The organism is Aureispira anguillae (genome assembly GCF_026000115.1).
GTDB lineage: Bacteria > Bacteroidota > Bacteroidia > Chitinophagales > Saprospiraceae > Aureispira > Aureispira anguillae.
Genome location: NZ_AP026867.1, coordinates 3931508 through 3946968 on the forward strand (window position 1 = coordinate 3931508; position 15461 = coordinate 3946968).

3 protein-coding genes are annotated in these 15461 nt (G+C 36.7%); 1 reads left to right on the plus strand and 2 read right to left on the minus strand.

The genetic code is table 11. The annotated features are described in order from the left end of the window. Positions 1–130 precede the first annotated feature (130 nt). Positions 131–1561, minus strand: a complete 1431-nt coding sequence (locus AsAng_RS15320) for a T9SS type A sorting domain-containing protein (protein WP_264787970.1) — start codon at positions 1559–1561, stop codon at positions 131–133. Positions 1562–2093: 532 nt separating this feature from the next. Continuing rightward, entirely contained in the window at positions 2094–11531 is a 9438-nt protein-coding gene (locus AsAng_RS15325) for a T9SS type A sorting domain-containing protein (RefSeq protein ID WP_264787971.1), read from the minus strand. 687 nt (positions 11532–12218) lie between these two features. Here AsAng_RS15325 and AsAng_RS15330 point away from each other — a divergent pair. Next, positions 12219–15461, plus strand: a complete 3243-nt coding sequence (locus tag AsAng_RS15330; protein ID WP_264787972.1) for a VCBS repeat-containing protein — start codon at positions 12219–12221, stop codon at positions 15459–15461.

Genomic DNA, 15461 nt, shown 5'->3' on the forward strand with positions numbered 1-15461 from the left:
ACTTTTAAAAATTTATTATACTGGCTTTGAGGAATGAAGTGATGTTAAGGTTCTTAGGGCTTAACTACCAGCTAAAATGTAAAATCAGTTTATAGTAAGCTAGAGGGTTATCCCCTCCAGCTTATTTATTTTATTTTTTTATTAAAATTTTCTTTACAATTTGTTCTTTGTTGCTTTCTATGCGCACAAAAAACAAACCTTCTCCTATTGGTTCCAAATCAACCTCCTGCTCCTCCTTCAAATCTCTTGCCCATAGTTCTTTTCCATCTAGGGTATACACCGTCAATCGCCCACTGATCGCCTTTTCAAAACTTAAGGTACCAGTAGTAGGATTGGGAGAAATGGAAAAACTAGTTTGCTCAACCCGATCTATTCCAACCGTAATATCCAAATTCTCATAAAACCTGATATCAATATTACCATTATAGTGCAATACATCCTGATCTCCATCTCCATCTATATCTACCAATGCTAGTTGATATAAATCATGCGAATTGCTTACTGTTATAGAATCCAAAGGGGTGATCATGTTATGCACAAAGACAGGAGTAGTAACCGTTCCTGTATTTTCATAATATTCAAAGTATTTATTTCCTTGAAAAGAGCCATTCACAAAAGCATCCTGATCTCCATCTTGATCCATATCTGCAAACTGAAAAGAAACTGATTTTCCATGACTAATTGAAGCAGAAGCTCCATTCATAAAATCAAAGGGATTAGCAGCACCTGTCCGTTCTTCAAAATTAGCAACTGAGGCAGTCCCTGTGTTTTCATAATAACGTATAGTTAATGTATATGCATAGGTAGAAGCATCATAAGTACTATGACTAATTAGACAATCTTGGTCGCCATCGTGATCTAGATCTGCAAAAAAGGGCTGATAATTATTATTTACTCCATTAACCTGTATAGCCGATACAATGGTATCTAAAGGATTAGCAGCTCCAGATACATCTACAAAACTAGGAGCCGTTGTTGTTCCTGTATTTTCATAATACTTTAATATTGGTGTATTAAAAACATAATTCCCACCAAATACGTCCATATCTCCATCGTTGTCAATATCTACAAAGGAAGGATAAGCAATCACATTTTGTGGTCCTTGAAATCCAGACAAAGAATTGCCCGCTCCTTGAACCAATGAAAAATTAGCGGCATTAACCGTTCCTGTATTTTCATAATACTCCATATAGCCAGAGGGACCTGCCCCGTCGAACCCACGAAACATATCTAAATCCCCATCTCCATCTATATCTACAAAGCTAGGTCTTTTAGTACTGTTCTGCTGAATGCCATCAAAAGGATTGTTGGCTCCTGTTCTTTCTACTAGATTAGATACCTGCCCAGCAGCAGGAGTAGCCATCCCCAGAGCAGCGATTACAGCCGCTCCTGCCCCTAGTTGTTTGAGTTGGAAAGAACAGCGTTGCAAACGATTTAATAATTGTTGTTGTTTAAATTGTGTATACTTATAAAAACGACCTGTAGTCATTGCTTTTTGAATACGTTGGTTTAATTTTTGGTATTGCATTTGCAATCGATCATATACAGTTTGCTTTTTCATACTGTGTGTTTGTTTTTAATCAGGAGGAATATTCTGGTTTTATTACCGAGTTATTCCTTATTTCGGTTTATAATTTTACTATCGCTATAAAGTTATTCAAAAATAGGTTAACTGTTATATATAGGTTCTTAATATTTGTGTTAACACTTGGCACAAAAAGGGGGTAATCCTTTCTTTTGTCCAACACAAGGTCTTGGCTGTTGATCGCTGTGGCAGGCTAATTGTTAGCAGCCTAGATATTTTAAGGCTTACAACTTGTATTATTTACAACTCCAATGCCCCCTACTTTTATCAAAAAGAAGCCTATCTCCATACCATTTTTTTTATCCTAGATTCAGAACGTTGCAAACTAAATTCTCTCTAGTTTTTAAGCGAACCTTTTGGCGAAGTATTCAGTATTTTTCTTTTCATTGGATAAGTAAGTAGATGGACAAAAATAATTAACATTAAATTGCCCATCTACTTAACGATGTAAAACTAATCATTGTAAATTTAACGAATAATCAATTCTGCATCGTTACTTACTATATCACTAATATCGTTGTATAATAACTTTCCGTTGCGTGTAAACCGTCTTATTTTTGACGATAAAAATATACATGCCAGCAGTCAATCCTTCTGTTTCTACCTGCATCAACTCTGTACCTGATTCAACTTTTCCTCTATCCAGCACTCGACCAACAACATCGATCAGCTGCCATTCATAATCGGCTTCTAATGCCTTTTCAAACGCTACATTAAAGAACTGTTGACTAGGATTTGGATAAAGTTTTAAGGTAGCGACCTCATACCCTGGATGCCCCTCTATGTCTTCCACACTAACATCTCCCAAAGTATCAACAGGTCCTGCAAACCGAGTTAAATTTCTAGTCGTTTGTACTTGATAAACTTCTTTAGGGTCACTTCCTAAATTTTGTACAAAAGTAATCACTTGCAATTGAGTTAAGTCATGATTTGACGCATTAAAATTATTGATTACAATAGTTGTATCAAACGTTTCTCCCGCTACCCAATTTTTGTTAAACTGCATTCCTGTATTATCAGGGTACATGTATCTCATTACCCCAACAGTTGGATGGTTAGTTACAGTAGTGAGTGAATCTTCTGTTACAACGGCATGCACTGCATACAATGCTTGTGGCAAGTCTTTCAGTGCTGTAACCCTAATCGTTGTCGTTAGCTTTGAATTTGAATTGTATTGGATCGTAGGAAACCCTACAAATTCTAGTTTAAAATAAGGATCTTTTAACGATTCTATATCCAAATGCTCTAAATGGGGATAGCCTAACAAATCGCTAGTTTTACTCACTAAATTTTTACCATCAATTCGAACTTGATTAACATCAGATACTCCATATACTAATTTTCGCTCACGATTATCGATACCATTAAAAAGGTATAAAGCATCATTCGAATACTGATTAAGATGATATTGAATCAAGCTGACATCACGTCCATACAAATTATTAAACAAGGTATAATACAATTGATCTTCAATTTGCTCTATTCCTGGATAGCCAGTCCCTGAAAAGTGCTCTGTCAAAACGTTTCGAGTACGGTTTCCTATTTTGACGCTATCAAAAGCAAAACCATCTTTTGTCCCCGAAATTATAGAAGAAGAAGCAAATGCAATTCGGAATCGAACATCTGTACGCTGTCTTAGGTCATTTCCAATATTATCTAAACGATAACGAGCATCTTCCCAACCATTACTACTGTTAGTCCACCCTGTTGGCGTATTAACTTGATAACCTGGTGCACTTACAACATAACCACCTTGGTACCAATTAATTCCTTTGCCATGTTTACCCAAGACTTCCCATGTATTGGTCACATTATCATGATATTGAAGTACAGCTCCATCTACATTTTTTTGTGTGTTCCGCCAGATAGATAACCGAATCATAGGACGATCCAGGCTCGTCAAATCAAAACAAGGACTATAAACCCAAGCATTTTCATTCCGCCTATAAGTAGTTGGCTGATGCGCTAATCGGGTTCCCCAAACTGTATTTCCTTGTGTATTAATTTGATTACCAATTGCTGCTCCCCATTGCCATAGAGAATCTTGTACGATTCCATTAATACTTGTTGTATCCGAAGATTCTTGCATCCATCCATTGTCTTCGTTATCAAAATACTGAACATAGGGAACCGTATCTGTAGGCGTTGATTTTGGAGATATAATAATTCTCCTCATAAAAGTAGTATCACAAATTCCTTGATTAACTACCGTCAGTGAAGGATAGAAAATTCCTGCCCCAGCGTAAGTATGGGTATCGATAGGAATTACAAGGGTATCTGGTAAATTAAAAATGGTATCACTTACTCCATCTCCAAAATTCCAAATTACCTTAGTGATACTATCTACAGCTACAGAATTATACTCTAAACCATAAGGTGCTGTTGAAGGAATAAACTCTACCTGAGATCCTGAACAACCTCCATTTATATCAAAACTAATCCTCGGTTTGTTGTATACATAGATCGTGTGTTGTATTGTATCATCACAGCCCGAAACGGTATCTAAGTAATAATAGTAAATATCTCTTTTTCCAGGCTGTGCTGCTGGATTGAATAATGAATCTCCTACAATTCCAGCAATTACTTGAAAATTATTGGTAGCGTCTATAAATTGCCCCCCATAAGGTGTGGCAGATAAAGGTAAACGTTCAATAGAATCTAACATACAATAACTCGTTGGTACATTCACCCATGCTAATGGAGGAGATGGGCGAACTTGGATTGTATCCATTAGAGAATCGGCGCAAACCTCCCCGCTAACATATATCCTTCCAATATAATTGTATTTTAGTGCGTAATCTTTATAGCCTGTTGGATCTGCTAATGTATCCAATATAAGCTTAAAAGAAGGTACTCCTATATTTTGACCATCAAAAGTCATTGTCCAATCGACTCCTATTGGAGCAGGAGATATACTTGGAGTATCTGGATCTGATTGACAATACACGTATCGATTAATCGAGGAGTTATAGTTCGATAATCCTGCAAAAGATAAGTTAGGCAGACTATCAACAAAAATATAGTGATCAATAGAATCCGTACAACCACTCGTATCGGTATAAACATAACGGATTGTATCCAAACCATACCCCGCCAAAGCTGGAATATATCCATAAGCAGTATTAACAGGGTCCATGTTACTTTGTACTCCTCTACCCAATACATAGGTTCCTGTATCAGAAGAAATATGATCAGGCACCCTCAGGCTTAGCCCCGTAAATGGGTTATAATCTCCAGTTGTATTATAGGCATAAATTGGAATTTCTGGAGCCGTTTCGCACATGTGATAAAAAGTATCATGTGGTGGTCTGCTCAATTTCGATCCCAATAAATCCATTGTTAGTTGGATTGGATTTACCAATTGTTCTGATAAGGTTAAATGAGGCAAGGCCTTCACCAATACCGTATCTGAAGTAGCGTTAAAACAGCTTCTCGATGTATCAGAATAATGGAAGGTTAAAATAACATCTCTATTCGCATAAACAATATTGGTAGAATCGGGATAAAACTGGATAGAATCCGTGTTTACGGTTGCCCCCAATTGCGAAAATCCTGTTGTAAAGGAACTCGTAAACCAACCTAAAGAATCCAAGTCATAACCATTGTGAAGATCTGCCCAAACTGGTATCTCTAAATCAGAAGCACATACGGTTTGGGGTAAACCTGCAATGGTTGGATCTGTTGTAAAGTTTCGAATGTGAACATTATACCTAGCTGTATCTCTACAACCATTATTGTCCTCATAATAATAATACAATACCTCTCGTAAAATGCCTGGTTGAGTGCCACTAATAAAGGGTTCAAATGCTTTGTCGGCACTGTCTAAACTTGTCAGGATACCATTTAGTATTGAAGTGTCAGAACCATAACCACTCGTAAGATTTGTCCCTATTGGGAAACCATATAATGGAATAGAATCATTTTCGCAATAAAAAGAATCTAGTGGTGCCCCTCCTGTTGTTGTCATATAAACTTGTGGCAATGGGAGAACTTCTACTGTAAAATTAATAGAATCCATACAAGCATTAGAATCTGCATAAACATAGCGAATAGCATGCACTCCTACTCCTGCATTCATGGGATAAAAGTAGGGCATTGCAGGGTTATTTCCTCCATTAATAATTCCATTCCCTGTAAATTCAACGGTTTCTCCTTGCACATAACCAATTCCTCCTGACCCAAGCCAAGTTGTTAGTACATTATTATTACCTGCTGTATCAATTTGTGACAGATGAATTTGGGTAGTATCATCATTCAAACAGTAAACTGAATCTATAAATGATATATCCAGATTTGGTATATTGTGTACGATAAAGGTATCTAGTGCTTCTTGAGGACAACCATAAATATCCGACACGACATAACGTACATTGTAAACATCAGGGGGACCAACTTGCGTTGGAGAAAAGATAGTCCCTGATTGTAAGCCCCCAATAAAGAATTGAGCCGAATTGGTGTCTATTACTACGGTTGATAAAACAGGAGGAATCAAACTAAAGAAAATAGAATCATTAGGCGACGTTGCACAATATTCTCCTGTTCCATTATTAGGATTTACCGCTATGCTAAATGGATCTGGAAGGTAAATACCTGTATAGGCAGAATCTACACAAGCTTGTCCTGTATATACATAGGTAAGACCATAAGCCGTTCCTGTGGCATAAGAAGTTGGATTAAAAATATTATTTGCTAAAGAGTCATAGCCAATTGCAGTACCACTTATATAATACTGTCCCCCTGCGGGAAAACCTAAAAATTGGTGGTTCGTATTTTCAGGGCAAAACACCGTGTCTGCCATAATTACAGGATTAATTGCTACGACAGCAGGGTCTTCTATCAAAAACTGCTTGGTCACTTCTGCTATAACATAATCTGTATTTTCTGTTGAAACTAAAGCCCCTCCAGAGAAGAAGTTAGCGGTTCTAGAATATTTAAATCGGATGGTAATTGTTGTTGCTCCACCTGTCACCTTGCTAGGAACAAAATAAAAAGTATCGTTAGGTGCCACATAATTAATAGAATCTACCCCACCATTAGATGTTGTAATTTCCATTATATTAATACGCTCTGAATACCTAACATCTGGACTTAAAGGGTTTCCTATTGGAATATTTATGTTCTCACTATACGTATATAATGCATCGCTATAAATAGTTTGTCCTCTGTATTTTACTTCTAAATCATTGATATTACGCTGAATGAAAACCGTATCATCTTTACTACACAAATAAGTTGGTATAGAATCTAATAAACTAGGAGCAGGCCAAATATCTATTGGATCCCTAGATGCGTTTTTACATCCACCGTTATCAATTTCATACGTTATAGTATCTACTCCTACAGGTATAGGGGTGCTAGGCAAGATTGAACTTCCCAATACATAAGTACCTCTATAATTATTCGGATAATCTCTAGCAGATACAGGGTGCGTAATTAACGTTAAATTCGCCAAAGACTCGCTAGTTTGAGATACAGCAATAGGAGTATAACTAACACTATCCAATTCCACATCTCTTATTTCAACCAATAAAGAATCTTGGACAGAATCTCTACAGGTAATTGTTGTTCCTGTATACATTGGGGTGTAAGTGTACAACATCATTACATTCTGAACACCTGAAGAATACCCCGTTACACTATCCAACAACAATAAACTATCTACCATCAGACTAGGGTTGCTTGGCATTCCAACATAATGGGCAGAAAAAACACCTCCTATTGGTAAACCACTAAAATCAACTGTATCTAAATTAGAACAGACTGGCTGCGCTGTTGAGAGCAAATCAATTGTTACTGCTGGGTTTTGTATCACAAAGAAATTTGGAGAAATATAACTATTGGTTCCATCAAATAAAGTTAACTTACCTGTTCTCGCACCAACAGGGACAACAACAGAAAACGATCCTGAATAAACTCCTGCAAAAACACTTAAAGAAGGTGCAACAGGAACAGAGATTGTATTTCCTCCTCCTGCTACAAAGATTACTTCATTTGGAACAAAGGTAAAATTCGTTAATGTAATCACTAAAGTATCGTGCAAACAAGCTTCTGATGAGGGTATATTAAGGTAAGTTTGTTTGGTATTAAGAATATCCATTGCTACAGCACCCAATACTTCTAGCGTGTCATAAGTGCTAAAAACACAAGTTCCCTGCGCATTCCCATCGGTATAAGAATAAGTAATAAAATGACGTCCCGACCCTGCCAAACCAACATTGATAGAATCACCTACAATTGCTCCTCCCGCTGTCAAAGAAGAATATCCTCCTTGATTACGCAAACTAATGGGCAATAAATGGTCATCCAAATTAAAAGTACCATAGGTAACAGGTAGTGCTGGCCCTAGAGCCGAAAAATCTAAGGAAAATCCTATTGGAGGAGAAAACTCCTGCACGATAATGGAGTTGGATGTAGCCTCACAACCGTTGGTATCCACAATTGCAACATAATAGGTTCCCGAAGTGTCTACTTGATAAGACTCAAAACTTGCTCCTGCAATAGAATCACCATTATAGAACCATTGATATTGATAATAGTTACTATCAATACAGGTTTGACAAGTATCAACTAGTTGTACTGCCGACCCATTGCAAATGGTTGGTGTAGCAGAAACTAAAGGATTAATATCAATGGCTATTGTTCGTTCTTCAACCGTATCTAAAACAACCGAATCTATAACTATACAACCTAGTTTTTCTACCTCTATCTTATAGGTTTCAGCTTCTGAATATCCAGTTACAATATAGAAAGTATCCGTACTATTGTTTAGTGTCGTGCTATCCCCTATTTTCCACTGATAAGAACAACCAATACAAGAATCTACTTCAAGTAAAACACTAGAGGTTGAACTACAAATTTTCTTAGCAGATTGCCTAATAGAAGTAGCTATATTTACTTCTGTAAATTTTACAGGAACATCTGAAGTATCTGCACAGTTTTCGGCATTCGTTACAATTACTTGATAATCCCCTGCAAGACTAATTTCTTGCTGATCTTCAGGGGTTGTTATTTGCATCCGTACCCCATCTCTCAAAAATTGATAACTACAGCCAGGGCAAGTAGCTCCAGAATCAGGCAAAGCTTCTATGATAACAGAATGACCGTTACAGATACTAGTAGAATCTGTAATTATATTAGCATTTACGGTTTGAAAAGTTGCTTCAATCGTATTCGAAAAGCTTGTTCTACAACCATTAGGATACAAAACCTCTACTCTATATTGTCCTACAGAATCAATTTGAAAAGTATATTGTTGAGTAGAATCGTACGTAATAAACGATCCAGAACTATCAATTTTCCAAATATAATTACAACCAGCACAAGGAGTTGTACTTAGATCGATTGGAGTAGCGCTACATACCGTATTGCCTGAGGCGGTAAGCATGGGTGCAGGATAGGTTGTATCTTTTATCTCTACAATGGAAGAACTGTAAGAACAACCTGAAGCATCATCGGTTACAATAATAAAATATCCTCTTGCTCCTGAGCCGCCTGTAATTGGAGCATCTTTGTGCCTAACAAGATAAGAGCTTTGATCAAATATCCCAAAACCAGGATCCGACCCATCCTCTGTTTTCCACGCATACGAACAGCCTACACAAGGAGGAGTCGTTAACGTTGATGTTGCTGACTCAGAACAAAGATAAAGCGAACTAGCAGAAACAGCAGGGTTAGAACCATTCGTCGAAGATAATACCCTTATTACATTAGACATAGCAATACAACCATCTTCATTCGTTACTTCAACAGAAAACAAACCAGCAGTAGATGTTGTATAATTATACCCCGTAGCTCCACTGATTAGCACTCCATTTTTATACCATTGGTAACTCCACGTAGGAGGCAATGAATATGCCCCTACCATATATAGATCAACAAAACTACCAAAGCACAAATAGGCAGTATCGGGAGAAATAATCGTTGAGCTCCCTCCCACCAAATTTGGCATTTCAGACGTAATCATAGGATTAAAAATCGAGGTATCAATCAGTACTGTACCAGATTCTACAATACACGAATTTGGATATTGAACCTCTACGGTATAATGTCCCGTTATATTGGTTGTATAAACCGAGGAGTCTGCTCCTGCAATAACTTGTAAGACATTACCAGCTGCATTACTTGTATAGGTTTGAATTGGAATTTTTTTGCTGCCAAAAACCTCATTGGTTGGCAAAAAGCTTTCTGGTCTTATATTCCATTCGTTGATATCAAAAGTTCCTCCATTGACACTATCCCCATTGATTCTGTAAACCCAACCATCCGTATACGTCCAAGGTATTGCTCCAATATAGGTCTCTTCTCCAAACTTATCAATTACAGTAGCCCCATAAGACAAGGCAATACAATCATTTCCATCGATCTGATCTAAATCAACTCCCGCACCAGGAACGGTTGTAGGAGGAAATCCAAAAAAATTGGTAAACTCTACTGATTCGCTAGATACATAAATATATGTTCCTCCTGCAACCGCACCAGCAGGCAAAGACCAAGCTGTTCCAAATCCTCCCGTTCCATCCAAGGCTACTTTTATATTGTATGCACTAAGATCAGGTATTGTATTTAATGCTTTTAACTCTATCCCTATAGGTAATCCTCCTCCTGTTGAAATTGTACCATCGTACACTCCCGTTATGATTAAGTTATCTAACGTTGTATCATTGGAATTCCCATTAAAAGTTCCATTAGGGAAAGCTTCAGTCTTCCAAAAACCATTGGTAGTTCCTACAACAAAACTATCTAGCCCATAGGTCCATTCAGAACTATCAAAAGCAATGGTAGGCATCGCATTTGAATTTCGATACGCCCACCCACTTCTATGTGCATGAAACATATCATAACAAGTATCTACCTGCCCTGAACAGCCATAATCTGCCGAAGTATACGCCTCATCTCCAAATAAATCTACGGGGTTATTATTGTGATATAATTTAATCGCATCGTTTCCATCTATATCACCCATTATACTAGAGGTATAATTTGGAGGGAATCCAAAAAAATTGGTAAATTCTGTTGCATTTTCTGCAATATAAATATAGCTTCCTCCTGCTAAAGAAACCCCTGGAAACGTATAAAGGGGCGATACAGCAACTCCCGTACCGTTAGGAGCCACACTTAAGCCATATTCACTTAAATTAGGAATGTTACCAATCGCATATAACTCTATTCCTTTAGGTTGATTTCCTGGTCTTGTCCCATCATACACTCCTGATATAATCAGTTTATTTTCGGGCAAAAAGTCATAATAATGCCACTCGTAAGAACAACCAATGCAATTAATTGTTGATAAGGTAGCAGTGTTGCTATCGCATAAACTAGCAGTAGTAGTAGTCAATGGTGGAACTGTTGCCGCAGCTGTTCCAATTGGGAGGATATTTGAAGCCTCTAAACATCCCAAAGTATCCATTACCTGAACATAATATTGGTTTGGAGAATTGGTAGCATATCGTGTTTGAGTAGCTCCCCCTATCCCTGTAGCAGAAGAAGTAGCATACCACTGATAAGAACAAGTGACGCAAGGATTCGTAACTTCTAACCTTGCATTTTGAATCGTTGGTGTAGCGCAAATATTAAAAGGATCTCCCGCTACAATAGGTGCAGGCAATGTACTTGATTTGATATCTAGAGTAGCAGATACTCCTACACAAGTTGTAGAGGTTGTCCTATCGGTAACGGTAACAGAATACAACCCTGGAGTAAAAGCAAAAATAACGGCATTGGTGTCTCCCGTACTCCAAAGATAAGTACATGCGGGGCAAGCAGTTGGAGACACAGTAGATAACGTTAATGGATTGCTATTACAAATAACTGTTTTTGTTGCTCCAGCGGTATCTACACTATAAATTGGTGGAGAAAAAACACAAGGTTGAGCCATTGCGTTATCTAAAAAAAACAGTGCAAAAAAGGAACTAATCAGTATAACTTTGTGTAGAAAAACGAGTTTCATAATTGAGTTTTTAAAAATACGTATAAGTACATAAAAAATCTGTTATTGTATTTTAACTAGGTCAAAATACAATTTAATTAGATAGTATCTAGGATAGATAATGTTTTCGTACTATTATTTTATACCCAATATTGAAAAATAGTAGCCTATTTGTGTGTTTAGTTCTAACTGCTTTTTTGAGTAAAAAACAGCTAAAAGATCAGTATTGTGTCCTCCTTATTAAGTGAAAAGCCCAATCACAGTTTTAACAACAAATATTTATATTGTTGTTATTCATAATAAAAAGGAAAATAATTTAGTATAGGTTATATACACCTCATTGCAAGGTATAATAGTACATCTTTTTTTATAAAAATCCAAGCTCTATTCATTATTTATTCATTAAGTTCTAATTTTTGTCAAAACCCTTTGGAGGGAAACAATTACGATTGGTCTGTGCAAAAATTTGTTCTAATATGTCTATCTATTAATAGATCACACTCTTCTTTTTGGTTTTCAAACCATTGTTCAAAAAAATATTTTTCATTTTTAGATCACAAAACGCTTACTCACTTTAGTTAATCATTATCATTTTTTTAAAGAAAAAAGAAAGAAACTGTTCTTTTTTTCTTATATTATAAACTGTATCTTTCCCAAAAGATCGTTTACACTTATTCCCTTTTCACACTTATTTTCTTGTCACAACCAATGAAAAATATTTTTTTTATAGCCCTTTTTATTTTTAATAGTTTATTTTTTCACGAAACAATCCTTGCCCAATCCCCTCTCTCCTTATTTAAGGAAAGAAGCAGTACGCAAACCAACATTACCTTTTCAAACAATCTAATAGAAAATAGAACCAATAACGTCTTCAAAAATTCCTATTTCTACAATGGAGGTGGAGTAGCGATAGGAGACATCAATAACGATGGATTAGCCGATATTTACTTTACAGGCAATATGGTTGAAGACAAGTTATATTTAAACAAAGGTAATTTTGTATTTGAAGATATAACAAATTCAGCTTTGATTCAAGCTAAAGGAGACTGGTGTACAGGAGTTACCATGGTTGATATTAATGCTGATGGCTACTTGGACATCTATGTATCTAGATCTGCTCAAACAGTAGATTTATCGGCCAACAAAAATTTGCTATACATTAACAATGGCAATTTAACCTTTACGGAAAAAGCAGCTGCATATAACCTCAACGATTCACTTTCTTCTACACAAGCTGCCTTTTTTGATTATGATTTAGATGGCGATTTGGATGCCTATATCATGAACATCCCTGGCAATGAGTATGAAAACACTGATGGCAACAAATCGGATCATTTTTACATCAATGATGCAGGCAAATACAGCGATCAATCTAATAAGCTAAAAATAAACAACCATGCTTTTGGTTTGGGGTTAAGTATTGGTGACCTCAACAATGATGGCTATCCAGACATTTACATCTCTAATGATTTTGAAGTAAAAGACTATCTTTATATCAACCAGAAGGATTCTTTTTCCGATCAAGTTCTAAGCAATATGAAGCACATTTGCAATTTTGGGATGGGGGTAGACATAGGCGATTTTAACAATGATGGCTATCTAGATCTTATACAACTAGACATGGCTTATTCCAAACATATACGCTCAAAAATGAATATGCCAAGTATGTTTCCTTTAGATTTCTGGGCGAGGGTTAAACGAGGCAATCATCACCAATATATGGCCAATGCCCTACAATTAAACAATGGCAATACAACATTTAGTGATATAGGTTTCTTGGCTGGAGTAGCCAAAACAGATTGGAGTTGGGGGACGCTTTTTGCTGACTTTGATAATGATGGATTCAAAGACATTATTATTACCAATGGTTACCAAAAAGACGTTAGAGATAGAGATACGGGGGTAAAAATTGACCAATACCTTAAAAATAAAGGAAATGTGAGCTTTGAAGAGCTTTTATTACAAACAATTAATTTGGCTCCTAAAATTAGTGAAAGTAATTTTGTATTCAAAAACAATGGCAATTTAACCTTTGACAACAAAACCACAGATTGGGGATTAACCAAAAAAGTAAACTCTAACGGGCTTGCTTATGCTGATTTGGATAATGATGGCGATTTAGATCTTGTTATCAACAACATAGATTTCCCTGCGTCTATCTATGAAAATACGAATCCCAACAATAATAATTATCTAGCCATAAAGCTAAAGGGAACTTCAAAAAATAAATTTGCAATTGGCACTCGTATTACCATTTACACCAAGGCTGGGCAACAAATGCTTGAGCATTTCCCTACCCGTGGTTTCCAATCTTCTGTTGATTACAAACTTCACTTTGGGCTTGGAAAACAAAACAAGGTTGATAAAATGGTTATTCGTTGGCCTGACCAAAAAACAACCGTACTAAAAAATATTAGAGCCAACCAACTCCTCACGCTTGACTATGAACAGGCTAAATTTTCAAAACTATTAACTAAAGAAACGAAGCCTATCTTCCAAGACATCTCAAAGGACTTCAACCTTGATTATCAACACAAAGAAAATTACTTCAACGATTTTAATCGAGAAGTTTTACTTCCTCACATGTTGTCCAAGCAAGGCCCCTACTTAACGGTAGCAGATATTAATCAAGACGGGTTGGATGACCTCTTCATTGGAGCGGCAAAAGAACACGTTGCCTCGATCTATATGCAAACAAAACAAAATGGCTTTGAGCTTAGCACTCCACCTGATTTTGAAAAAGATAAACTAACAGAGGATTTGGGTGCTTTATTTATCGATGTAGATAACGATAACGATTTAGACCTGTACATCACTAGTGGAGGAAATGAATGTACTGAGGGGCATCACACCTTACAAGACCGCTTGTACATCAATGAAAACGGTAAGTTTAAAAAATCAACCGACCGACTTCCCAAAATGCTTACAAGTACACAAGTTGTTAAGGCTGCTGATTTTGATCAAGATGGTGACTTAGATTTATTCGTTGGAGGGCGTTTAGTCCCTGGAAAATATCCAGCGGCACCACGGAGTTATTTGCTTCAGAACAACGGAGGGCATTATGTTGATGTAACAGCCTCTTATTGTAAAGATCTACTACAGCCTGGAATGGTTACAGGAGCCGAGTTTGGAGATGTTAATGGTGATGGTTTAGTCGATTTGACCCTAATTGGAGAGTGGATGCCAATGATGACCTTCCTTAATAAAGGGAATCGCTTTGAAAAAATTCCACCTCAAAAAGCAACCGAAAGTCTTTGGTTTAGCTTAAAGGCTGTAGATATAGACAAAGATGGTGACTTAGATTTTATTGGAGGTAATTTGGGTAAAAATTGCAAATTTAAAGCTTCTCTCAATAAACCTTTCAACATCTACGCAGATGATTTTGACAACAATGGCACTTGGGACATGATGATGAGTAGTTATGAAGGCAATAAAAACTACCCGCTTCGTGGACGAGATTGCAGCTCTCAACAAATGCCCTTTATCACAGATAGTTTTCCAAGTTTCAAAGCTTATGCCATTGCTGAAATTACAGATATTTGTGGTCCCAAAATTGACCAATCTTTGCATTTAACTGCTCGTGGGTTTTATACTTCCATCTTCCTAAATGATGGTCATGGCAATTTTACCATGAAAAAATTGCCTAGCGAAGCCCAATTTGCCCCAACCAAAGATATTTTAGTAGAAGACCTTAATAAAGATGGAAATCTTGACTTGATACTCGTTGGGAACATGTACGATGTAGAAGTAGAAACCGTTCGTTATGATGCTGGGCGGGGAGCCGTTTTATTAGGAAATGGCAAAGGGGATTTTAAAGCTTTGCCCCCTACTAAATCTGGGCTTTTTGCTTGGGACAATGTTAAACAAATTCAAAAAATCAAGCTTGGCAAAAAGAATATTTATCTACTTGCAGTCAACAAGGGAAAATTAATGGCTTTTGAAAAGTTATAG